Raw genomic sequence first — 22,368 nt, 5'->3', positions numbered from 1 at the left:
AACATGAATTTATCCAAACACGACGCCGCGCGCGCGTGTCTGGCGATGTTGCTGTGGCTGCCTGCCGCCGTCTTTGCGGCAGATCTGAGTCTTGAACAGGCTTTACAGGCGGCGGAACGTTACTCCGCCGACCTGTCAGCCAACCAACACCAGATTAACGCGCTTCAGAACATGGCCGACTCTGCCACGCAGCTTCCCGATCCAAAGTTGAAATTTGGCGTCGAAAATTTGCCATTGGGCGGCAACAACGGTAGCCGACTCACGCGTGAAGGGATGACGATGCAGCGTATCGGCGTCATGCAAACCTATGTCAGCAGCCGTAAACGCGATAGCAAGGCGCAGGCCATTCGGGTTGAAGCCGATGCGTTGCAAAGTAACAGCGAAAGTATTCGTGCTCGTCTGCAACGGGAAACGGCACAGGCATGGCTGGATCTGGCGCTCTCACAAAAAGCGTTGAGCGAGGTCACCGCGCTGGTCACAGAAAGCCAGCGGCAGGTCGCGTCGCAAAAAGCGAGTGTGGCGGCAGGTAGTGAAGCCAGTAGCGTGCTGGATGCCCGCCTCACGTTGGCAACCATGCAGGACAGGCAGTCTGATGCAGAACGGGACACGCGCATCGCACATGCCCGGCTGGTGCAGCTTACCGGCATCGCAGATATCAATGTAAACGGCGACCTTCCCCGCTTTGAACGGCTGCCTGCCTCACCGGAGGTGCTGGGCAATACCATTCATCAGCACCCAGAAATGCAACAGGCGCAGCGTGAAGCCGAGCTGGCTCAGGCTCGCTCCGCGCAGTCAGCCGTTGCTGCCATCCCCAATGTCGATGTTGAAGTCTATTACGCGAAGCGCGGAGATGACTATGACGACATGGCGGGCATGATGGTAACGGTCGATCTGCCGCTGTTCACATCCAAACGTCAGGATAAGGACTACGCCGCCGACGTCTCACGCAGCATGGAAGCACGCGACAGGGTCTTGCTCACCGAACGAGAACATCAGGCGCAGCTCGATACGCTGATTGCTCAATATCAAGCTGCACAGTCTCGCTGGCAGCGCCAGAACAACGAGGTTTTCCCTCTCCAGCAGCAGCGCATCAAACTGATTCAGGCTCAGTATCAATCCGGCAGCAGTAATCTTTCCGCCGTACTGGATGCCCGTCGGGCGTTACTTGAAAGCCGGATTGCCGTTCAGGATACCGCACGGGAGATGGCGCAATATTGGGCTGCCATCCGTTATCTGACACCACAAGGAAGCCCTACGCGATGAGCAAAACAGTCACAAACAAATCACTGATGTTTAGCCTGATGGCACTGGCTATTCTCAGCGCGGGTGGCGTGGGCTATCTGGTTGGCAAACAGCAAACGCCGCACTCGCCTTCTACCGCAGAGCCAGAACGTGCCGTTCTCTATTGGTATGACCCGATGGTGCCGGATAAACGTTTCGACAAACCGGGGAAATCGCCCTTTATGGATATGGAACTGGTACCCCGCTACGCCGATGACGTGCAGGAGGACGGCGGTGTCATCGTCAGCGCTCGTCAGCAGCAAAATCTCGGCGTTCGCACCACCCGCGCGGAAATGCGCGAACTGACTGACCGCACCACAGGTTATGGCACCGTCGCCCTCAACGAACGCGGTTTACACACGCTGGTCGCGCCTAGCGGCGGCATTGTCGAGAAACTCACGGTCAATGCGCTGCAACAACAGGTGAAGAAAGGCGAAACGCTAGCCACATTATGGAACCCGACCTGGGCGGCAGCACAGCGCGAATATCTGGCGGTACGGCAGTTGGGCGACGACATACTCACCCAATCGGCCCGCCAGCGGCTGGCGCTGTTATTCATGCCGGAAGCGATTATTCGGCAGGTCGAGCGGAGCGGCAAACCACAGGACAGAATCGCGATTACCGCACCAGAAGACGGCTACGTGAATAAGCTGGAGGTGCGGCAAGGCATGCAGTTAAGCCCTGCCCAGCCGTTATTCGAGCTTGCCAGTCTGAACCCGGTTTGGGTCGATGTCGATTATCCCGAAGCGCAGGCGGCACAGCTAATGATTGGCAGCGACATCAGCGCCACCAGCCGTGCCTGGCCGGACAAAACCTTCCACGGCAAAATCAGCGAACTGCTACCCGTACTGGATAGTACCACACGCACGCTAAAAGCCCGTGTCGTGCTGGATAACCCGCAACAGCAGCTTAAACCCGGCATGTACCTGACCGTGCAGCTTTCTCACGCTCAGGCACAGCCACGTCTGGCGATCCCGCAGGAGGCGCTATTGGTCAGCGGTAGCCAAAACCGGGTCTTGCTGAGCGACGGCGACGGCCATTTCACCCCACGCAACGTCACGGCAGGCGCATCGCTGGGTGACTGGGTGGAAATCATCGATGGACTGAAAGCAGGCGACAACGTAGTCACTTCGGGCCAGTTCCTGATTGATTCCGAAGCCAGCCTGCGCAGCGCCTTACCGCAGTTTGATGCGGAGACATCGGCAAACCCAGCAACGCCAACTGCCCCCGCGGGCTATCGCACTCAGGGAGTCATAAGAGCGATAAACGGCAATCAGGCCACCATCGAACACGAAGCGGTTCCGGCACTCAACTGGTCGCCAATGACGATGGACTTCACGCTGCCATCGTCAGGGCTGCCACAGGGAGTGGGGATCGGCAGCACCGTCAGTTTCCAGTTCAGCATGGACGACAGTGGGATTCACGTCCTGCATTTTTTACCCGCTGACGATCCGCATGCCGGCCACGGAGGTCATCCATGATTGCCTACATCATTCGCTGGTCGCTCAAAAACCGTCTTCTGGTTTTACTGGCCGCGCTGCTCATGGCCGCATGGGGCCTGCTTTCCCTGCAAAAAACGCCGCTGGATGCCCTGCCCGATTTATCGGACGTACAGGTCATCATTCGCGTCAGCTATCCGGGGAAAGCGCCGCAGGTGGTGGAAAATCAGGTGACCTACCCGCTGACGACCACCATGCTTTCCGTGCCGGGTTCCAAAACGGTACGGGGCTTTTCCATGTTCGGCGATGCCTACGTTTATGTACTGTTTGAAGATGGAACTGATCCTTACTGGGCACGCTCCCGTGTGCTTGAATATCTCAGTCAGGTGCAATCCAGCCTGCCTGCCGATGCGAAAACCTCGCTCGGCCCAGATGCCACCGGCGTCGGCTGGATCTACGAATACGCACTGGTCGATCGCAGCGGCAAATACAGTCTGGCCGATCTGCGCGGTTTTCAGGACTGGCTGCTGAAATATGAGCTGAAAACCGTTCCCGATGTAGCAGAAGTCGCCAGCGTGGGCGGTATGGTCAAACAATATCAGATCGTCGTCGACCCAGAACGCATGCGAACGCAGGGCATCACCCATCAGCAGATCGTCAGCGCTGTTCAAGCAGCCAATCAGGAAAACGGCGGTTCCGTGCTGGAGTTGGGCGAAGCGGAGTACATGGTGCGCACCACCGGTTACCTGAAAACCGCGCAAGATTTCAACCATGTGGTAATTACTACCCGCAACGGTATTCCTGTGCTGTTGCAGGATGTGGCGACGCTCAGAGAAGGGCCGGAGATGCGGCGCGGCATCGCAGAACTGAATGGCGAAGGCGAAGTGGCGGGCGGTATCATCGTCCTACGCTATGGCAAGAATGCGCTGAATACACTGCATGCCGTCAAAGCGCGGTTACAGGAAATACAAAAAAGCCTGCCAGCGGGTGTAGAAATCGTCCCAACCTACGACCGCTCGCAGCTGATTGAACACGCCATCGATACGCTCAGCTTCAAGCTGCTGGAAGAGTTTGTTGTCGTCGCGATCATCTGCGCCCTGTTTCTGTTTCACTTCCGCTCGGCGTTGGTGGCGATCATCAGCCTGCCGTTGGGGATTCTGGGGGCATTTATCATCATGCGTTATCAGGGCGTGAACGCGAATATTATGTCGCTGGGCGGTATCGCGATAGCCATCGGCGCGATGGTGGATGCCGCGATTGTGATGATAGAAAACATGCATAAAGTCATTGAACAGTGGCGGCATGAAAACCCAGGGAAGCAGCCGCAGAATAACGAGTGGTGGCAGCTAGCAGAACGGGCTGCGGTGGAAGTGGGGCCCGCGCTGTTTTGCAGCCTGCTGATCATTACGCTGTCGTTTGTCCCGGTGTTCTCACTGGAGGCACAGGAAGGCCGCATGTTTTCCCCGCTGGCCTTTACCAAAACCTATGCCATGGCCGTCGCCGCCGGATTAGGAATTACGCTGGTGCCGGTATTAATGGGGTATTTCGTACGCGGCAAGATACCGGACGAACAGGCGAATCCGATTAACCGCTGGCTGATTGCAGCCTATCACCCAGTGTTGCAAAAGGTGTTGAGCTACCCGAAAACCACGCTGCTGATTTCCGGCCTGCTGCTGCTACTGACGCTCTTTCCGCTCAGCCGTCTGGGGAGCGAATTTATGCCACCGCTGGATGAAGGTGATCTGCTGTATATGCCTTCCACCCTGCCCGGCATCTCTGCACGGGAAGCTGGCCGACTGCTGCAACAGACGGACCGGCTGATTAAAACCGTGCCCGAAGTCGAGTCGGTCTTTGGCAAAGCGGGCCGTGCTGAAACGGCAACCGACCCAGCACCGTTAACCATGCTGGAAAGCACCATTCGGCTGAAACCACGCGATCAGTGGCGCGAGGGCATGACCATGGACAAGCTGGTTGCCGAGTTGGATCGTACCGTCAGCCTGCCGGGTATCGCGAACGTGTGGGTTCCCCCTATCCGTAACCGTCTGGACATGCTGGCCACCGGCATCAAAAGCCCGGTGGGCATTAAGGTTAACGGCAATAATCTGGAAGACATAGAGCGTACTGCTGCACAAATCGAGCAGGTGGTTAAACGGGTTCCGGGCGTGACGTCTGCACTGGCGGAACGGCTGGCGGGTGGACGCTATATCGATATTGATATCGATCGTCAGCGCGCCGCACGCTATGGCGTGTCCGTCGAGGAGCTTCAGTCGGTGGTTTCCACACTCATCGGCGGGCAAAATATCGGCGAAACTATTGAAGGCCGCCAGCGTTATCCCATCAACATCCGCTACCCGCGTGAATTACGCGATTCGCTACAAAAATTGCGTGACCTACCCATCGTGACGGCCAACGGCAGCAGAGTGACGCTGGCAGAGCTGGCTGATATTCGCGTCAGCGAAGGGCCACCGATGCTGAAAAGTGAAAACAGCCGCCTGTCGGACTGGATTTATGTCGACCTGCGTGGACGCGACCTAAAATCTGCCGTTGAAGATATGCAGCAGGCCGTTGCCCAACAGGTCACGCTGCCGGAAGGCGTTTCCCTGAGCTGGTCCGGTCAGTTTGAGTATCTGGAACGCGCCACGGAAAAAATGAAAGTCGTCGTGCCCTTTACGCTGCTGATCATTTTTGTGCTGCTGTATGTCACCTTCAACCGCATAAAAGACGCGTTGCTGATTATGGCAACGTTACCTTTCGCGCTGATTGGCGGCGTCTGGCTGCTCTATATCCTTGGCTATAATCTTTCTGTAGCGGGTGCGGTGGGCTTTATTGCACTGGCGGGCGTGTCGGCAGAATTCGGCGTCATCATGCTGCTTTACCTCAACCATGCGGTAGAGAAACACCGTGTGGCAGGTCAGGCGCTGTCACGCCAGCAGTTGATGGATGCCATCCACGAAGGGGCGGTTCTGCGCGTACGGCCAAAAATGATGACCGTGGCTACGATTATGGCAGGGCTGCTCCCCATCATGTGGGGAGGAGGCAGCGGATCCGAAATCATGCAGCGGATTGCCGCGCCGATGATCGGCGGGATGGTGAGTGCCCCTCTGCTGTCAATGCTGGTGATTCCAGCTGTATACCTGTTATTGCACAAGGGGGATTCCGGTTTGCTGAAACGGTAAAGCCAGAGCGTGATTTTACGCAAACAACCTGCGGATAAATCACGCTTGCCATCGACTATCGATTGCCGATAACCGTTCTCCACCCCTATAATGAAATCAGTTATCACAGAAATCTTAGGATAGGAAGGAGTTTAGCTATGGCTGTAACTAAGCTGGTACTGGTAAGACACGGTGAGAGCCAGTGGAACAACGAAAACCGCTTCACAGGCTGGTACGATGTCGATCTATCCGACAAAGGCCGTTCAGAAGCCAAAGCCGCAGGTCAGCTGCTGAAAGACGAAGGTTTTGCCTTTGATTTCGCGTATACCTCCGTGCTGAAACGTGCCATTCATACACTGTGGAATGTACTGGACGAGCTGGATCAAGCCTGGTTGCCAGTTGAGAAATCCTGGAAACTGAATGAGCGCCACTACGGTGCGCTGCAAGGTCTGAACAAAGCCGAAACCGCTGAGAAATACGGTGACGAGCAGGTTAAACAATGGCGTCGTGGTTTTGCAATTACGCCTCCAGAGTTGACGCGTGATGACGAACGTTTCCCGGGTCACGACCCGCGTTACGCTGCTCTGAGCGACAAAGAGCTGCCGCTGACTGAAAGCCTGGCGCTGACCATCGAACGTGTTGTGCCTTACTGGAACGAAACCATCCTGCCACGCGTAAAAAGCGGTGAGCGTGTGATCGTTGCAGCTCACGGTAACTCACTGCGTGCGCTGGTGAAATACCTGGACAACCTGGGCGAAGACGAAATTCTGGAACTGAATATCCCAACTGGCGTGCCGTTGGTTTATGAATTCGACGAGAACTTCAAGCCTATCAAACGTTACTACCTGGGCAACGCAGACGAAATCGCTGCAAAAGCTGCCGCAGTAGCGAATCAGGGTAAAGCGAAGTAATTTTCCCCTGAATGAGAAAAACCCGGCGCAGGCCGGGTTTTTTTATGGCGAGCTTCCTGCCCGCCACCCTACGGGCCGTCGCAAGCGACGTTGAAAAACGTTCCCTACGTTTTTTTATGGTGCGTATCCTGCAAACGTTAGTATTACTTGCTGCGGCGCTCGCGTACCGCAGATGCCAGCTGACGCAGCAGGGATTCTGTATCTTCCCAGCCAATGCAGGCATCGGTCACGCTGCGGCCATAAACCAGCGGTTCACCGCTTTCCAGATTCTGGTTGCCTTCGACCAGATGGCTTTCCACCATCACGCCCATAATCGCTTTCTCACCCTGCGCGATCTGCCCGCAGACGTCAGTGCAGACATCCATCTGCTTTTTGAACTGCTTGCTGCTGTTCGCATGGCTGAAATCGATCATGACCTGCGGTGTCAGGCCCGCTTTTTCCAGACCAATTTTCACGTCTTTCACGTGCTCAGCGCTGTAGTTCGGCGTTTTGCCGCCGCGCAGAATGATGTGGCAATCGTTGTTACCGCTGGTATTCACGATAGCCGAATGGCCCCATTTGGTGACAGACAGGAAACAATGTGGCGCACTGGCGGCGTTGATCGCATCAATCGCAACCTTGATCGTGCCGTCGGTACCGTTTTTAAAGCCGACAGGGCATGACAGGCCGGAGGCCAGTTCACGGTGTACCTGAGATTCAGTCGTACGTGCGCCAATAGCGCCCCAGCTCATCAGATCTGCCATGTATTGCGGGGTAATCATGTCCAGGAACTCACCCGCAGCCGGTAAACCGATGTCGTTAATTTCCAGCAGCAGCTGGCGCGCAATGCGCAGGCCGTCATTGATCTGGAAACTATTGTCCATATGCGGATCGTTGATTAGCCCTTTCCAGCCAATCGTGGTGCGTGGTTTTTCAAAATAAACCCGCATAACCACTTCCAGATCGTCGCTCAGCTCGTTACGCAGCGTCAGCAGACGCGCGGCATACTCTTTTGCTGCTTTCGTGTCGTGGATCGAGCAAGGACCAATGACCACCAACAGGCGGTCATCATTGCCGTTAAGAATTTTATGGATGGCAGTACGCGCGAACGATACCGTTTCCGCGGCCTTCTCCGTGGCTGGAAACTTTTCTAGCAAAGCAACCGGCGGCAAAAGTTCATTAATCTCTTTAATTCTTAAATCATCATTTTGGTAATTCATAAATAAATCCATCGGTTCCGAAACGGTATGTTAACCCCATCCAATACGCGCCATCCCGCCTGTACGGGTCGCCTGAGAAACGGGATGTTTCATATTGAAGATTGATTATTATATGTCAAGCTGGTGTTGTCAGGGCGCTGAAATCAGCGGGATTTACGCGATCAAATGCTCTCAGATACCGCATCCGTCCTATTTTCACCAGAAAATAGCGCAACTGACAGGTCGGTGAACCGCAGAATAGGCTTTCTCTGTGGGTTTCAGTAAAGTGGAATAAAATCGCAATTCAGGGTGATCTATGGCACATAACCACAGCCACACAGAATCAGGTAACAGTAAACGTCTGCTGGCCGCGTTTATCATTACCGCCACGTTTATGGTGGCAGAAGTCATTGGCGGCCTGCTGTCCGGCTCCCTCGCCTTGCTGGCGGATGCTGGCCATATGTTGACGGACGCCGCCGCGCTGTTTGTCGCGCTTGTCGCCGTACGTTTCGCACAGCGTAAGCCCAATGCTCGCCATACCTTTGGCTATTTACGGCTCACTACCCTCGCCGCCTTTGTGAACGCGCTGACGCTGATGCTGATTACCGCCTTCATCTTCTGGGAAGCCATCCAACGCTTCTATGATCCCCAGCCCGTCGCTGGCATCCCTATGCTGCTTGTCGCCGTTGCCGGTTTGGTGGCAAATATCGTGGCATTTTGGCTGTTACACCACGGCAGCGAAGAGAAAAATATTAACGTCCGCGCGGCGGCGTTGCATGTGCTGGGCGATCTGCTCGGATCCGTTGGCGCGATTGCCGCTGCCATTATCATTCTTTATACCAACTGGACGCCTATCGACCCGATTCTCTCTATTTTGGTGTCGTGTCTGGTGTTGCGCAGTGCATGGGCGCTATTGAAAGAGAGCATTCACGAGTTGCTGGAAGGTACGCCGAGCCAGCTCAGCGTTGAGGTTCTACAGAAAGATTTAACGCTGAATATTCCCGAGGTCAGGAACATTCACCATGTTCATTTATGGCAGGTGGGCGAGAAACCGATGATGACGCTGCATGCACAGGTGGTTCCGCCTCACGATCACGATGCGCTGTTAAGACGTATTCAGGAATATTTACTGAAGCATTACCAGATTGAACACGCGACGGTTCAGATGGAATATCAACGCTGTGATGATGGCCACTGCGCTTTCCACCATCAGGAAAGTCATCATCATGAAAGCCATGATGCAGAAGGCCACCACCACAAGCATTAAATTTGGATTACGCGCCGTGTGAAACCGCGCTGACGCGGTTTTCCTGTGCGCTCTTAATCCACAGCCAGGAGCCGTTCAGGGCAATCAGCGTCAGGATCGCGTACTCTACCGCCATCGCATACACGCCCTGATAAGCAAAAATCACCACGCTTATCACATCAATCACCACCCACAGCAGCCAGTTCTCGACGTATTTGCGCGTCATCAGGATCATCGCCACGATCGACAGCACCATCATGGTGGAATCCCAGAATGGGAACGCATCCGGCTGAAGGTTCGGCATCTGCACAGACAACCCTAGCCCCTGCATACCGGAAACGGCAATACGCGTCAGCACGGCAAACACCGCATCGATGTAGAACGTCATCAAGCCAATCGCGACAACGCACGCTACCGACCAGCCAATCAATTTCTGCACCGGTAGCCAGCGGATGCGTAACTCCACTTCCTGCGAATCTGTCTTGCGCGTCCAGGCATACCAGCCATAAATATTGGCGGCAAAAAAGAAGATTTGCAGCAACAGGCTGGCGTAAAGCTGAATTTGAAAAAAGATCACGGCAAACAGCGTGACGTTAATCAACCCAAACAAATAGTTGATGGTTTTTTCCTGACTCGCGAACCAGATACACAGCAGGCCAAACAGCGTACCAATCGCCTCAACCCAGGAAAGCGCATATCCCCCTTCCCCCAAAGGGATATGAATTAAAATATTGCTGGTACTCAAAAAGTCCATCTCACCACCCTGTCTCAATTATTGTAAGAAATTTCTATTAAGATGCCCTGGATCTCTGTCAGGCATTCCCTTTCACACGTAATTTTAGTGAAGCCGCAAAATCCAGCATGCGATTCAGCGGGATTAACGCGCCTTCTCGCAGGGCTGCATCAACATGAATCTCATGTGCCTCACCGCCTTGCTCCAGACCATTAGCAATCGCCTCCAGCCCGTTCATCGCCATCCACGGACAGTGGGCGCAGCTGCGGCAGGTTGCCCCTTCGCCCGCAGTGGGCGCTTCCAGCAATGTTTTCTCTGGGCAGGCCTGCTGCATCTTGTAGAAAATACCGCGATCGGTCGCAACAATCAGCTCGCGCTGTGGCAGCGTTTTCGCAGCCTGAATCAGTTGGCTGGTTGACCCAACGGCATCAGCCATCTCTACCACGCTCTGCGGCGATTCTGGATGGACCAAAATTGCCGCGTCGGGGTACAGGATCTTCATGCGCTGCAGCGCCTGCGTTTTAAATTCGTCATGCACAATGCACGCGCCCTGCCAACACAGTACATCCGCCCCTGTCTGCTTTTGTACATAGCTTCCCAGATGACGGTCTGGTGCCCAGATAATTTTTTCTCCCAGGCTATCCAGATGTTCGATCAATTCCACCGCGATGCTGGATGTAACCACCCAATCAGCACGCGCTTTCACTGCCGCAGAGGTATTGGCATACACCACTACCGTTCGGTCTGGGTGCGCATCGCAAAAACGGCTGAACTCATCAACGGGACAACCGAGATCGAGCGAGCATTCTGCTTCCAGCGTGGGCATCAGAATCGTCTTTTCCGGGTTGAGTATCTTGGCGGTCTCTCCCATAAAGCGGACACCCGCCACCAGCAGCGTTGATGCCGAATGGGTGCTGCCGAACCGCGCCATTTCCAGCGAGTCCGCCACACAGCCGCCAGTTTCTTCCGCCAGCGCCTGAATTTCAGGATCGGTATAATAGTGCGCGACCATGACAGCATTTCTTTCCCGCAGCAGCGTTTTTATCCTGCTACGATAGTGCTGTTTTGCATCAGCCGATAAGGGTCTGGGCTTCGGCGGAAAGGGATAAATGGTCTCATTGCTATCAAAAAGGATACTCATTATAAATTTCCACGATGACAACTCGGGTTGTAACACCTGATACTAATTAATAATCAGCATCGACGTTTTTTATCCTAAACAAAATACCGAAAATCCGCCCTAAAGTCGCGGTGTTTTTTCTATATCACCCGCCATTCTGTTTAATATGCTTAAAATGGTGAGGTGAAATGCGTAAGTAGCATGACTCGTAGAAAAGAGAAGTAGAAGAGAGACAAGGAGAGAAATGGCATGGCCAGCCTCTATATCAGAATCTATCGCAATACCCTGACCGTCAGAAACGTGGACACGAAACAAGAGGTGACAGAGCAATCAGAAACGCCTTTTACCACCACGCGCTTGCTGCTCGGGCAGATGATCCCAGCAATGAAGCTATTGGATCGACTCGCGCGCAAGGTAGCCCCCAAACGACTGATCGATCTATTCTCGTCACACAAGGTCATCATCCATGCCATGGAGATGAATGAAGGCGGACACAGCCAGGTCGAGTTTGCCAGCTACATAGAGCTAGCCAAGCGCATCAGCCCACAAGGAAAGCATATTTATGTCTGTAGCAAAAATGTGCCGCTTACTGACCAGGAAGTGACACAAATTTTTAGCGGCGACATGCCTTCGATCGTCAACCGCTAATCAGACGCTGCGCTTTAGGCGAAGAAGCGGTGCCAGTACAGAGAGATAGGAATAACCAGAACCAACGCAGGCAGGAAGTTCACTACCGCAAATGATTTGATCTGCGCGATCCGTAGCCCCACCGCAATCATGATAATCCCGCCACAGGCAGAAAAATCGCCCATCGTGATATCTGTCATAAAGGGCATAATCAATTTGGCGGAGAAGAATAACAGCGTCTGGACAATAACCTGCGGTATCGCAATCGACATCACGGCAAGGCCAAGCGTGATGGAGAAAATCAGCGCGGTGAAAATATCTAAAGCAGATTTGATAATCAGCAGTTGATAATCACCAGTTAGCCCTTCCGTTAATGCTCCAACCACGCCGGTTCCGCTGGCACAAAACAGGACGATTAACGCGGTAAAATTCTGAGTGTAGACATCCTGTGGCAAGCGATGCTCCTGTGCAGGCAGCACGCGGTTTAATCCTTTCTGAATCATCATACCAGCCCACTGCACGCCGGACTCCATGCGTAGCAGTTCACCTAACGCCACACCAATCACGATAGCCAGCGCCACCGCAGGCAACTGATGGACTTTCACAACCAGCGTCACCCCCATTGCAATCGACACCATCGCAAATGCAGGCGGAAGGCCATCTTGCAAACGCTGAGGGATAAAACGACGCAAAGCAATACCCAGACCACTACCAATCAAGATAGCGGCACCATTAATCAACGGACCAATCATATATCTTCCTAAACAGGGCTACACGCGCTTCCCTGTGGCAATGACTCCATCCCTGCTCGATAGGATTAGAAAACAGTTCCTGACGGGTTATATAGTCCATAGAGAGGGGCAAAAACCTAATATACCGCAAAGTCTTAATGAGTAGGGAATGATGATGGGCTTTATCTCACCGACGCGATGTACACGATCGTTGTCTTAACGTCGATTTATGCAAGGAAGGAATTCTACTGCTGAAGTAGTGGGTATTGCAGGATGACTCGGCCTTTGGCCTCGCCCCTTCGGGGTCAACACTAACGCGTTGCTGTCTCGCTTCGCTCGGCTCGAACCTGAGCGCAAGTTCTTCACCTCATTCTGAGGCTCACCCTTGCAGGGCCAACGCAAGCGTTGTTCAAAACCATTTTCAATGGTTTTGTCTCACCTACACGACACGTGCGATATATAATTTAAAATGAATTTATTCGAGGAAGGAAATCTACTGCCGAAGTGGTGGGTCGTGCAGGATTCGAACCTGCGACCAATTGATTAAAAGTCAACTGCTCTACCGACTGAGCTAACGACCCGCAATGCGGAACTACTTTGATACTTACTAAAGCTACAACTGCCTTTGAAATTGGTGGGTCGTGCAGGATTCGAACCTGCGACCAATTGATTAAAAGTCAACTGCTCTACCGACTGAGCTAACGACCCAATTTCATGCTGCTTTAGCGTTTTGCTATTTGCCTTGGCAACGGCGGCACATATTACTGATTTAAATTTTCGGCGCAACCTATTTTCTTAAAAAACTGTTTGATTGCTTACTCTTAAGACGTTTAGGCACAAAAACCGCTCATGATGCGCAATTTTTGTGCCAATTAAGACGGGGTTACGATGCAGATAAACGTTTTTGTGCCTGCTTTGCACTTTCCGTATTGGGGTACATTTTTACAACTTGCTGGTAAACGGCCTTGGCTTTATCAACCTGACCTTTTTCCTGCATGATCACCCCAACCTTCAGCAACGCCTCGGAACTTTTTGGTGACTTGGGATAATTTTTGACTACATTGGCGAAATAGTACGCCGCATCGTCCCTTTTCCCCTTGTTGTAATTCAACTGACCAAGCCAATAGTTAGCATTAGGTTGATACGTTGAATCTGGGTATTTTTTGACGAATGCCTGAAATGCGCTGATAGCCTGATCGTACTGTTTTTTCTCCAGCACGAGCGCGACTGCAGCATTGTAATCTGTATTCGCATCACCCGTACTGGCCGGTGCCGCCGTATTGGCAGCACCAGTATCAGTACCCGCCGCAGCGGCAGGAGCACCGTCTGTCGTCGGTGTAGAAGATGATTGCGAACTTAATCCATCAATCTGCTGATAGATCTGTTTCTGCCGTTCAACAACCTGATTCAACTGATACTGACTTTCCTGAATCTGCCCACGGAGGCTGTCAATATCACGCTGATTATCAGAGAGCTGCTGTTGAAGTTGGGTTAAAAGCTGACTGTGAGCGTTAGAAATACGCTCCAATTGAGTGACGCGGTCTTCGACCGAGCCTGAGCCGACATTACTGATTGGCGCTTGGGCAGTAGCGGCCCAAGGGACCGCTACGCCAACCAGTAACGACAGACCCAACAGGTGATGTCTGAAGTTACTGCTCATGCGATTCTCTTAATATACCAGAACGGCACGACGGTTTTTGGCATAAGCCGCTTCGTCATGACCGAGAACAGCTGGTTTCTCTTTACCGTAAGAAACGATAGAGATCTGATCGGAAGAAACGCCTTTACCTTGCAGGTACATTTGTACCGCGTTGGCACGACGCTCACCCAGAGCGATGTTGTATTCTGGCGTACCGCGTTCGTCCGCGTGACCTTCGATAGTCACTTTGTAAGACGGGTTGCTACGCAGGAATGCAGCGTGTGCGTCCAGCATCTGAGCGAATTCAGAGCTCACATCGTACTTGTCCAGACCGAAGTAAACGATGTTGTTGCGCTGTAATTCTTGCATCTGCAAACGAGCTTGCTCAGAAGAAGACGTGTTGCCACCGTCCATCATGCCGTTGTTGCCAGCACCCATGGAAGATTGGTCATTGTCTGCGTTCTTGTTGGAGCTACAAGCGGCCACTGCCAGTACCGGCAGAGCCAACATCAGGCCTTTCAGCACTTTATTGAATTGCATTTCTTATGTCCTTTGACGAGTTTATTGTACATATCTGTACTTATAGATACGGCGACCAGGCAGGGAATTTAACCTGTCCATCAGTAGCCGGAAGACGCGCTTTGAAACGCCCATCTGTCGAAACCAACTGTAGCACTGAACCCAGCCCTTGTTTGGAACTGTAGATCACCATCGTGCCATTCGGTGCGATACTTGGCGTTTCGTCCAGGAACGTGTCCGTCAATACTTGTACGGCACCCGTTACCAGATCCAGTTTGGAAATATGCTGAGCTCCACCATTCGAGCTCACCGTTACCAAAAATTTCCCGTCGGCGCTCACATCTGAGTCCTGATTCTGAGAACCTTCCCAGGTCAGACGCTGTGGCGCGCCGCCGTTAGCATTCACTTTATAAACCTGCGGACGACCAGCCTGGTCTGAAGTATAGGCCAAGGTCTGGCTGTCTGGGAACCAGGTTGGTTCCGTGTTATTGCTGCGACCATCAGTCACCTGACTGATTTGCCCAGATCCTAGATTCATCACATACAGATTCAAGCTACCGCTCTTAGACAGTGCGAACGCTAACTTGCTGCCATCAGGAGAGAAAGAAGGCGCACCGTTGTGACGTGGGAAGGAAGCAACCTGACGGATTGCACCATTTGCCAGCGTCTGAATAACCAACGCAGAACGGCCACTTTCAAACGTTACATAGGCGAGCTTGCTGCCGTCTGCAGACCAGGCCGGAGACATCAGCGGCTGTGGCGAACGGTGAACCACAAATTGGTTGTAGCCATCATAATCCGCAACGCGCAGTTCATAAGGGAACTGACCACCGTTAGTCTGAACGACGTAAGCGATACGGGTACGGAACGCACCTTTAATACCACTCAGTTTTTCAAACACTTCGTCACTGGCGGTGTGTGCAGCATAGCGCAACCACTGTTTTGTGACTTTAAACTGGTTCTGCGCCAATACGCTGCCTGGGTTACCGGAGGTATCAACAAGCTGGTAAGAAACCAGATAGCTGCCATCGGCACTCGGCTGAACCTGACCAACAACAACCGCATCGATGCCCAACGCCGTCCATGCAGCAGGCGTCACTTCAGATGCCGTTGCAGGTTGCTGAGGCATACGGTTTGCGTCGATCGGGTTGAATTTGCCACTGTTACGCAAGTCAGCACCGACGATGCCGCCGACGTCTTCAGGCGCAGCGCCCGGACCTGCCCATTTGAACGGAACCACGCCGATAGGACGTGCAGAGTCTACCCCTTGGGTAATCTCTATACGTACTTCCGCGTGAACAACCGCAGTCCACAGCATTAAAAAGCTTAATGCAACTTTCAGTACTTGCTTCATCTCATCTCCCTTATCCAGACGCGAAGTCTGCGATAAATTAGCAGAATTTTAACAAAAACAAACCAATGTCAACAAAACAACATAACCTGGTTTATTTACCATCGTAATAATCTTAAACCTATGGGTAAACAGCCCGGTTACTGCGGTTTAAAGTCTATTGGCGCATTTTTAAAAGCCTCATAAACATCCGTACTCGGTGGCTTCGGTATTCTTGCCTGTTTGGCCGCAGCAATTGCCGCCTGGCATAACGCTGGATCGCCGCCTTCAGCAGTGACGTCAATCAGCAAACCATCTGGCGCCAGCTTAATCCGTAACGTACAGGTACGCCCTTTATAGAGCTGCCAGTCATAAAACTTGCTCTGAATGGCTGAGCGCACCTGACTACCATAGCTATCAAGCGCTGCACCTGATGCACCGCTCTTCTTATTGTTACCTGTGCCCGCAGGCGCACCGCCACCAGACTTCGGCGCATTTTTCGATGAAGCCAACCCGCCCAGCAAATCATCAACGGCGCTTTCCTGCTTAGCCGCTTCTGCTGCCGCTTTCTTTTTATCATCAGCGGCTTTCTTAGCGGCTGCTTCTGCTTTCTTCGCTGCTTCAGCGTCGGCTTTTTGCTTAGCCGCCTCGGCTGCTGCTTTTTGTTTAGCTTGCTCAGCCTCTGCGGCTGCCTTTGCAGCTTCTGCTTTAGCGGTTTCTGCTGCCTTCTGTTTAGCGGCTTCAGCGGCTTTTTCTTTAGCCTCTTCCTCCGCCTGCTTCTTAGCAGCAGCGGCCGCAGCAGCCTGTTTCTTCGCTTCGTCTTCCGCTTTCTTTTTAGCGTCTGCCGCCGCTTTCGCCTGCTGTTCAGCTTCAGCCTTCGCTTTTGCTGCTGCAGCTTCGGCTTGCTTCTGCTGTTCTTTTGCCTGCTGAGCCGCCGCTTCAGACTGCTTACGCTGTTCAGCCTGTTCCTGAGCCTGCTTTTTCGCCTCTTCCTGCGCTTGCAGACGCTCTTTTTCCAACTCTTTCAGCCGCTGCTGTTCAGCCGCTTGCTTCTGCTGGAGCTCTTCGGCCTGCCGTTCAGCCTGCTTTTGACGCTGCTGTTCAGAACGTTTCGCATCGGTCTGCTGCTGCTGTTGGCGGTTATATTGCTCCACCACTGCGCTCGGATCGACCATTACGGCATCAATTGACGAGCCTCCGCCGCCCCCGCTGGCATCCATCGTTTGCGTCGACGAACTCCAAAGCAGCAAAGCAATCAGTATGATGTGCAAAACAGCCGAAATAATAACGGCGCGTTTTAGCTTATCGTTTTGTTCGTTTGCCTTTAGCACAAGCGATTCCCAAAAACAGTGTTGCCAGAAATAGGCTTAACGATCATTACCGTGAGGCGCTCATTTAAATCGGTTGTGTCATCAAACCAACGGATTTTACGCCAGCCTGATGCAACAAATTCAACGCTTTAATGATCTCATCATAAGGAACATCCTTCGCGCCACCAATTAAAAAGACCGTCTTTGGATTGGCTAACAGTCGTGATTGCGCTTCAGCAACCACCTGCTCTGCTGGGAGTTGCTCCATACGGTTTTGTTCAACAACCAGGCTATATTGCCCTATGCCTGAAACCTCTACGATCACGGGCGGATTATCATTGCTGGAGACCGTTTTTGAGTCGGTCGCATCTGGTAAATCCACCTCAACGCTCTGCGTAATAATCGGGGCTGTCGCCATAAAAATCAGCAACAGCACCAACAGCACGTCCAGTAACGGAACAATGTTGATCTCGGATTTCAGCTCACGACGGCCTCTGCGTACTCGTGCCATGCTCCCCCCTGATTACTTGCTGTTGTCGCTGGAGAACGCCTGACGGTGCAGGATAGCGATAAACTCTTCCGTAAAGTTGTCGTAGTTCTGCTCCAGTTTGCCCACCCGTTGGTTAAGACGGTTATACGCCATGACCGCAGGGATCGCCGCAAACAGACCGATTGCCGTTGCAATCAAAGCCTCGGCAATACCAGGGGCAACCATTTGTAAGGTGGCCTGCTTCACTGCGCCCAGCGCGATGAAGGCATGCATAATCCCCCAAACGGTACCGAACAGGCCGATATACGGGCTGATAGAACCAACGGTTCCCAAAAAGGGAATGTGCGTTTCCAGCGTTTCCAATTCACGATTCATTGAAATACGCATTGCGCGGGACGCGCCTTCCACCACGGCCTCCGGCGCATGGCTGTTGACACGATGCAACCGTGCAAATTCTTTGAAACCTGAATGGAAGATTTGTTCAGTGCCCGTCAAGCTATCGCGACGAGTCTGGCTTTCCTGATAGAGGCGCGACAGTTCGATACCCGACCAAAATTTGTCCTCGAACGCCTCAGCCTCACGCGTCGCCGCGTTCAAAATTCGGGTACGTTGAATAATGATCGCCCAGGAAGCGATAGAAAAACAGATTAAAATCAGCATGATTAGTTTAACCAGAAGGCTTGCCTTCAGGAACAAATCAAAAACGTTCATGTCAGTCACTGCTTGAACTCCGCGACAATAGACTTAGGAAGCGCAATTGGCTTCATTTGATGTGGATCGATGCATGCGATCAAAACTTCAGCATGGCTTAGCAGGGTACCATGAGCATTAAGAATACGCTGGGCGAAAGTCAGAGAAGCACCACGCAGCGAGATAATCTCGCTTTGCACTTCCAGCATGTCGTCGAGGCGCGCAGGGGCAAGATACTCCACCGTCATCCGACGAACAGCAAACGCGACATGCTCACTTAGCAAGGCTTGCTGATGAAAGTTGCGCTCACGCAACGCCTCGGTTCTTGCCCTTTCATAAAAGGCAATATAGCGAGCGTGATAGACAACGCCACCTGCATCAGTGTCTTCAAAGTAGACTCGAACTGGCCAGCGAAACAACGAATTACTCACTCTACATCCCAGTAATGCATTAAACCTCGCTACTATACGCAAGAGAAATGAGGTTTGGAATGGATTGTGACAATGGAAAGAAAATAATTATGGGCTGCAAGCAACCCATAACTAAATGGAATAGGAGGCTATTTTAGCCGAAGAAATAGTACAATCCTGCGCACAGGATCACAAAGGCGGGAAGTGGTGCGAAAAACGCGCGCCAGAGCAGGCGGTGTGGACGAAAACCAACGCCATGAACAACGCCAGCGCAAACGGCCCAAATCAACAGCAGCCCCTGCCAGACCGCGAGCTCACTGGTCCGCGCCGCAAAGCGCGTCGGATCCCAGAATACACAGCCAGCCAGCAACAACGCCATGATAAGGGAAAGAGCCCTTAACGGGCTCTTATCCATCAGGCGATAGAGTTTATCGACCAGATCACTCATTGCTTATCTTCTTCAACCGCTTTGCTTGCCTCACTCTGCTCAATAGCCAGGGCCGTGATGATCCCCAGTGAGCAAGCAAGAAGCGTTCCGAGTATCCAGGCAAAATACCACATAAATTAAGCTCCTTACTTAGTACATAGAGTGAGTGTTTTGCTCAATCTGCTCTTTGGTAATGCGACCGAACATCTTGTAGTAGCACCATGCGGTATAAGACAGCACGATAGGAACGAAAATCATCGCAACCACTGTCATGACTTTCAGCGTCAGCAGGCTTGATGTTGCATCCCATACCGTCAAGCTGACGTTAGGCACAGTCACTGACGGCATGATGAACGGGAACATAGCGATCCCTGCGGTCAGAATCACACACGCGATAGTCAGAGAGGAGAACAGGAATGCCCATGCTCCTTTCTCTGCGCGCGCCATAAGGGTAGTCAGCACTGGCAGCACTACGCCCAGAGCAGGGATAGCCCACAATACCGGATGGTTATTGAAGTTGATCAGCCAGGCACCCGCTTGATGAACGACTTCTTTACGCAACGGGTTAGACTCAGCCGCGGTGTTAATCGCAGACGTCACCACATAACCATCAATACCGTAAACGACCCATACGCCAGCCAGAGCAAACGCCACCATCATCACCAGCGCGGAAATCTGCGCAGCGGATTTGGAACGCACGTGCAGGTCGCCCGTGGTCCGCATCATCAGGTAGGTTGCACCTTGAGTCAGGATCATCGTCAGACTGACGACACCCGCCAACAAGCCAAACGGGTTCAGCAGTTGGAAGAAGTTTCCGGTGTAGTACAGACGCAGATATTCATCGACGTGGAATGGTACGCCCTGCAGCAAGTTGCCAAATGCCACACCAATCACCACCGGTGGGACAAAACTACCGATAAAGATGCCCCAGTCCCACATGCCACGCCAGCGCGGATCTTCGATTTTTGAACGGTAGTCGAAGCCGACAGGACGGAAGAACAGTGAGGCCAGCACCAGAATCATGGCAATGTAGAAACCAGAGAACGCGGCGGCATAAACCATTGGCCAGGCAGCAAACAGCGCGCCACCGGCGGTGATCAACCAGACCTGGTTACCGTCCCAGTGCGGCGCAATACTGTTAATCATGACGCGACGCTCGGTATCGCCACGTCCCATCAGACGCACCAGAATGCCCACGCCCATGTCAAAACCATCAGTGATAGCGAAGCCAATCAGCAAAATACCGATCAACAGCCACCAGATAAAACGTAAGACTTCATATTCAAACATAGTGGACTCCTGTTTACCGTGCTTCCTGCGCAGCCGCTATAGGTTGTTCAAAATGGTAGCGCCCTGTTCTCAGGCTACTTGGCCCCAGACGTGCGAATTTGAACATCAGATACATTTCTGCAACCAGGAAGAGCGTATACAGACCACAGATCAGCCCCATGGAGAACAGAATATCCCCTGCAGTCAGTGATGACGTCGCAACGGCTGTCGGCAGAATCTCACCGATAGCCCAAGGCTGACGACCGTATTCAGCCACAAACCAGCCGGCTTCGATAGCAATCCACGGCAGCGGAATACCGTACAACGCCGTACGGAGCAGCCAACGTTTTTGACCAATTTTGTTGCGCAGAACGGTCCAGAAAGACAGGCCGATGATCAACAGCATCAGAATGCCGCAGCCCACCATGATACGGAAAGAGAAATACAGCGGCGCAACACGTGGGATAGAATCTTTAACCGCCTGTTGAATCTGCGTTTCTGTCGCATCAGAGACTTTCGGCGTATAGCGTTTCAGCAACAGGCCATAGCCCAGATCTTGCTTAGACTTTTCGAACGCTTCTTTTACCGCCGGGTCAGTATTGCCCGCGCGTAATTCTTCCAGCAACTGGTAAGCCTTCATACCATTGCGAATACGCACTTCATGCATCACCAGCAGTTCTTTCAGACCCGTCACTTCTTTGTCAGTAGAACGCGTGGCAATGAGCCCCAGAGCATAAGGGATCTTGATGGCATAGTTATTTTCCATCGTATCCTGGTTCGGGATGCCGATCAGCGTAAAGGATGCCGGAGCAGGCTGTGTTTCCCATTCGGCTTCAATCGCTGCCAGTTTGGTTTTCTGTACGTCACCCATTTCATAACCAGATTCATCACCCAGTACAATAACGGACAGGACAGAAGCCATACCGAAACTTGCTGCGATAGCGAATGAACGCTTGGCAAACGCAATGTCACGGCCTTTCAGCAGATAGTAAGAACTGACACCCAGAATGAACATCGCACCTGTACAGTAACCTGCCGCTACCGTGTGAACGAATTTCACCTGAGCAACGGGGTTCAGTACCAGATCAGCGAAGCTCACCATTTCCATACGCATGGTTTCGAAGTTGAAATCCGATGCGATGGGGTTCTGCATCCAGCCATTGGCAACCAGAATCCACAGTGCAGAGAAGTTAGAGCCCAGCGCAACCAGCCAGGTCACGGCCATATGCTGCACTTTTCCTAAACGGTCCCAGCCGAAGAAGAACAAGCCAACAAAGGTCGATTCCAGGAAGAATGCCATCAGGCCTTCAATCGCTAGCGGCGCGCCGAAAATATCCCCGACGTAGTGAGAGAAATATGACCAGTTGGTCCCGAATTGAAACTCCATGGTCAATCCGGTAGCGACCCCCAGAGCGAAGTTAATTGCAAATAACTTGCCCCAGAACTTGGTCATATCTTTATAGATTTGTTTGCCGGACAGCACATATACCGTTTCCATAATCGCCAGCAAAAACGCCATCCCCAGCGTTAATGGTACGAATAGAAAATGGTACATTGCAGTTAAGGCAAACTGTAAACGTGACAGTTCGACTACATCAAACATTTTGACTCCTTGCTCCTCGCAGGAAGGGATTAGCTTGCAAATGCTGACAAGCTGCCAAACATCCGGCCATTACACCCAAAAAGAACACAACAAGAATTGCTTTAACACAGGCTGTAATGAACGCTAGAAATACCGTTCACCAGGGCAGTCGCATCGCGATACCCCGACAGCAAGCTCAAGATAAATCACAAGTATTACAAATCGCGTACCCCATAGGGAGGTAGCCGTATATTACGCCTGTAATCCCCTACAATAAATAG

Annotated in this window: 21 protein-coding genes, 2 tRNA genes and 1 other RNA gene; 6 read left to right on the top strand and 18 right to left on the bottom strand. The window is 52.5% G+C overall.

Annotated features, from left to right (window positions below; all coding sequences use genetic code 11):
- Positions 1-3 precede the first annotated feature (3 nt).
- The 4 genes from EIP93_RS07330 (at position 4) to gpmA (ending at position 6,786) form a co-directional block, all read left to right on the top strand.
- The gene (locus tag EIP93_RS07330; RefSeq protein WP_105879308.1) at positions 4-1,263 is read left to right on the top strand and encodes a TolC family protein; all 1,260 of its coding nucleotides are present in this window, start codon (positions 4-6) and stop codon (positions 1,261-1,263) included.
- A complete protein-coding gene (locus EIP93_RS07325) occupies positions 1,260-2,762 on the top strand; it encodes an efflux RND transporter periplasmic adaptor subunit (protein ID WP_105879307.1) in 1,503 nt (500 codons plus the stop codon). Before EIP93_RS07330 ends, EIP93_RS07325 begins: the two co-directional genes overlap by 4 nt.
- The gene (locus tag EIP93_RS07320) at positions 2,759-5,896 is read left to right on the top strand and encodes an efflux RND transporter permease subunit (RefSeq protein WP_125232485.1); all 3,138 of its coding nucleotides are present in this window, start codon (positions 2,759-2,761) and stop codon (positions 5,894-5,896) included. Before EIP93_RS07325 ends, EIP93_RS07320 begins: the two co-directional genes overlap by 4 nt.
- A gap of 137 nt (positions 5,897-6,033) precedes the next feature.
- On the top strand, positions 6,034-6,786 hold the full coding sequence (gene gpmA, locus EIP93_RS07315; protein ID WP_010302707.1) for a 2,3-diphosphoglycerate-dependent phosphoglycerate mutase: 753 nt from the start codon (positions 6,034-6,036) through the stop codon (positions 6,784-6,786).
- A 143-nt stretch (positions 6,787-6,929) separates the two neighbouring features.
- On the opposite strand, the gene aroG is transcribed toward gpmA, so the two are convergent.
- Positions 6,930-7,985 (bottom strand): 3-deoxy-7-phosphoheptulonate synthase AroG, encoded by a 1,056-nt coding sequence (gene aroG, locus EIP93_RS07310; protein WP_010302704.1) that lies wholly within the window; start codon positions 7,983-7,985, stop codon positions 6,930-6,932.
- A gap of 295 nt (positions 7,986-8,280) precedes the next feature.
- On the opposite strand from aroG, the gene zitB reads away from it, so the two are divergent.
- Positions 8,281-9,231: a CDF family zinc transporter ZitB gene (gene zitB, locus EIP93_RS07305; protein ID WP_103860248.1), complete on the top strand. Its 951-nt coding sequence runs from the start codon at positions 8,281-8,283 to the stop codon at positions 9,229-9,231.
- 7 nt (positions 9,232-9,238) lie between these two features.
- Here zitB and pnuC read toward each other — a convergent pair whose 3' ends face one another.
- Both pnuC and nadA read right to left on the bottom strand, forming a co-directional pair.
- On the bottom strand, positions 9,239-9,964 hold the full coding sequence (gene pnuC / locus EIP93_RS07300) for a nicotinamide riboside transporter PnuC (protein WP_103860247.1): 726 nt from the start codon (positions 9,962-9,964) through the stop codon (positions 9,239-9,241).
- Between the two features lie 58 nt (positions 9,965-10,022).
- Positions 10,023-11,084, bottom strand: coding sequence for a quinolinate synthase NadA (gene nadA, locus EIP93_RS07295; protein ID WP_125232484.1), 1,062 nt, complete (start codon positions 11,082-11,084; stop codon positions 10,023-10,025).
- 228 nt (positions 11,085-11,312) lie between these two features.
- Here nadA and EIP93_RS07290 point away from each other — a divergent pair, with 228 nt between their 5' ends.
- Positions 11,313-11,711, top strand: a complete 399-nt coding sequence (locus EIP93_RS07290) for a YjaA family stress response protein (RefSeq protein WP_103860246.1) — start codon at positions 11,313-11,315, stop codon at positions 11,709-11,711.
- A 14-nt stretch (positions 11,712-11,725) separates the two neighbouring features.
- Here EIP93_RS07290 and EIP93_RS07285 read toward each other — a convergent pair whose 3' ends face one another.
- The 15 genes from EIP93_RS07285 to cydA form a co-directional block, all read right to left on the bottom strand.
- The gene (locus EIP93_RS07285; protein ID WP_103860245.1) at positions 11,726-12,442 is read right to left on the bottom strand and encodes a DUF554 domain-containing protein; all 717 of its coding nucleotides are present in this window, start codon (positions 12,440-12,442) and stop codon (positions 11,726-11,728) included.
- A gap of 236 nt (positions 12,443-12,678) precedes the next feature.
- A non-coding RNA gene (locus tag EIP93_RS07280) (RtT sRNA) lies at positions 12,679-12,805 on the bottom strand.
- A 121-nt stretch (positions 12,806-12,926) separates the two neighbouring features.
- Positions 12,927-13,002, bottom strand: a tRNA-Lys gene (locus EIP93_RS07275).
- 51 nt (positions 13,003-13,053) lie between these two features.
- Positions 13,054-13,129: transfer RNA gene (locus EIP93_RS07270), tRNA-Lys, on the bottom strand.
- Between the two features lie 175 nt (positions 13,130-13,304).
- Complete coding sequence (cpoB, locus tag EIP93_RS07265) at positions 13,305-14,081, bottom strand: cell division protein CpoB (protein WP_125232483.1); 777 nt, start codon at positions 14,079-14,081, stop codon at positions 13,305-13,307.
- Positions 14,082-14,090: 9 nt separating this feature from the next.
- On the bottom strand, positions 14,091-14,600 hold the full coding sequence (gene pal, locus EIP93_RS07260) for a peptidoglycan-associated lipoprotein Pal (protein ID WP_103860244.1): 510 nt from the start codon (positions 14,598-14,600) through the stop codon (positions 14,091-14,093).
- 40 nt (positions 14,601-14,640) lie between these two features.
- Positions 14,641-15,933, bottom strand: coding sequence for a Tol-Pal system beta propeller repeat protein TolB (gene tolB / locus EIP93_RS07255; RefSeq protein ID WP_039540547.1), 1,293 nt, complete (start codon positions 15,931-15,933; stop codon positions 14,641-14,643).
- A 137-nt stretch (positions 15,934-16,070) separates the two neighbouring features.
- The gene (gene tolA, locus EIP93_RS07250; RefSeq protein WP_125232482.1) at positions 16,071-17,240 is read right to left on the bottom strand and encodes a cell envelope integrity protein TolA; all 1,170 of its coding nucleotides are present in this window, start codon (positions 17,238-17,240) and stop codon (positions 16,071-16,073) included.
- Between the two features lie 64 nt (positions 17,241-17,304).
- Complete coding sequence (gene tolR, locus EIP93_RS07245) at positions 17,305-17,730, bottom strand: colicin uptake protein TolR (RefSeq protein WP_010299214.1); 426 nt, start codon at positions 17,728-17,730, stop codon at positions 17,305-17,307.
- A 12-nt stretch (positions 17,731-17,742) separates the two neighbouring features.
- Positions 17,743-18,429 (bottom strand): Tol-Pal system protein TolQ, encoded by a 687-nt coding sequence (tolQ, locus tag EIP93_RS07240; RefSeq protein ID WP_029368101.1) that lies wholly within the window; start codon positions 18,427-18,429, stop codon positions 17,743-17,745.
- Positions 18,426-18,830 (bottom strand): tol-pal system-associated acyl-CoA thioesterase, encoded by a 405-nt coding sequence (ybgC, locus tag EIP93_RS07235; protein ID WP_010299208.1) that lies wholly within the window; start codon positions 18,828-18,830, stop codon positions 18,426-18,428. Before ybgC ends, tolQ begins: the two co-directional genes overlap by 4 nt.
- 133 nt (positions 18,831-18,963) lie before the next feature.
- Positions 18,964-19,257 (bottom strand): cyd operon protein YbgE, encoded by a 294-nt coding sequence (gene ybgE, locus EIP93_RS07230; RefSeq protein ID WP_010285015.1) that lies wholly within the window; start codon positions 19,255-19,257, stop codon positions 18,964-18,966.
- Positions 19,254-19,370 (bottom strand): cytochrome bd-I oxidase subunit CydX, encoded by a 117-nt coding sequence (gene cydX, locus EIP93_RS07225; RefSeq protein WP_116156556.1) that lies wholly within the window; start codon positions 19,368-19,370, stop codon positions 19,254-19,256. Before cydX ends, ybgE begins: the two co-directional genes overlap by 4 nt.
- 16 nt (positions 19,371-19,386) lie before the next feature.
- Positions 19,387-20,526 carry a cytochrome d ubiquinol oxidase subunit II gene (gene cydB / locus EIP93_RS07220; protein ID WP_103860243.1) on the bottom strand — a complete coding sequence of 380 codons (1,140 nt, stop codon included), beginning with the start codon at positions 20,524-20,526 and terminating at the stop codon, positions 19,387-19,389.
- A gap of 13 nt (positions 20,527-20,539) precedes the next feature.
- Positions 20,540-22,108: a cytochrome ubiquinol oxidase subunit I gene (gene cydA, locus EIP93_RS07215; protein ID WP_103860242.1), complete on the bottom strand. Its 1,569-nt coding sequence runs from the start codon at positions 22,106-22,108 to the stop codon at positions 20,540-20,542.
- Between the last annotated feature and the right edge of the window lie 260 nt (positions 22,109-22,368).

This window comes from Pectobacterium versatile (assembly GCF_003932035.1).
In the GTDB taxonomy this organism is placed as follows: domain Bacteria; phylum Pseudomonadota; class Gammaproteobacteria; order Enterobacterales; family Enterobacteriaceae; genus Pectobacterium; species Pectobacterium versatile.
The sequence above is the reverse complement of the archived record's forward strand: the minus strand, read 5'-3'. Positions and strand labels throughout refer to the sequence as shown.

Coding starts and splice junctions, on each gene's coding strand:
- EIP93_RS07330 (WP_105879308.1), top strand. CDS start 4: ATGAATTTATCCAAACACGACGCCGCGCGCGCGTGTCTGGCGATGTTG.
- EIP93_RS07325 (WP_105879307.1), top strand. CDS start 1,260: ATGAGCAAAACAGTCACAAACAAATCACTGATGTTTAGCCTGATGGCA.
- EIP93_RS07320 (WP_125232485.1), top strand. CDS start 2,759: ATGATTGCCTACATCATTCGCTGGTCGCTCAAAAACCGTCTTCTGGTT.
- gpmA (WP_010302707.1), top strand. CDS start 6,034: ATGGCTGTAACTAAGCTGGTACTGGTAAGACACGGTGAGAGCCAGTGG.
- aroG (WP_010302704.1), bottom strand. CDS start 7,985: ATGAATTACCAAAATGATGATTTAAGAATTAAAGAGATTAATGAACTT.
- zitB (WP_103860248.1), top strand. CDS start 8,281: ATGGCACATAACCACAGCCACACAGAATCAGGTAACAGTAAACGTCTG.
- pnuC (WP_103860247.1), bottom strand. CDS start 9,964: ATGGACTTTTTGAGTACCAGCAATATTTTAATTCATATCCCTTTGGGG.
- nadA (WP_125232484.1), bottom strand. CDS start 11,084: ATGAGTATCCTTTTTGATAGCAATGAGACCATTTATCCCTTTCCGCCG.
- EIP93_RS07290 (WP_103860246.1), top strand. CDS start 11,313: ATGGCCAGCCTCTATATCAGAATCTATCGCAATACCCTGACCGTCAGA.
- EIP93_RS07285 (WP_103860245.1), bottom strand. CDS start 12,442: ATGATTGGTCCGTTGATTAATGGTGCCGCTATCTTGATTGGTAGTGGT.
- cpoB (WP_125232483.1), bottom strand. CDS start 14,081: ATGAGCAGTAACTTCAGACATCACCTGTTGGGTCTGTCGTTACTGGTT.
- pal (WP_103860244.1), bottom strand. CDS start 14,600: ATGCAATTCAATAAAGTGCTGAAAGGCCTGATGTTGGCTCTGCCGGTA.
- tolB (WP_039540547.1), bottom strand. CDS start 15,933: ATGAAGCAAGTACTGAAAGTTGCATTAAGCTTTTTAATGCTGTGGACT.
- tolR (WP_010299214.1), bottom strand. CDS start 17,730: ATGGCACGAGTACGCAGAGGCCGTCGTGAGCTGAAATCCGAGATCAAC.
- ybgE (WP_010285015.1), bottom strand. CDS start 19,257: ATGAGTGATCTGGTCGATAAACTCTATCGCCTGATGGATAAGAGCCCG.
- cydX (WP_116156556.1), bottom strand. CDS start 19,370: ATGTGGTATTTTGCCTGGATACTCGGAACGCTTCTTGCTTGCTCACTG.
- cydB (WP_103860243.1), bottom strand. CDS start 20,526: ATGTTTGAATATGAAGTCTTACGTTTTATCTGGTGGCTGTTGATCGGT.
- cydA (WP_103860242.1), bottom strand. CDS start 22,108: ATGTTTGATGTAGTCGAACTGTCACGTTTACAGTTTGCCTTAACTGCA.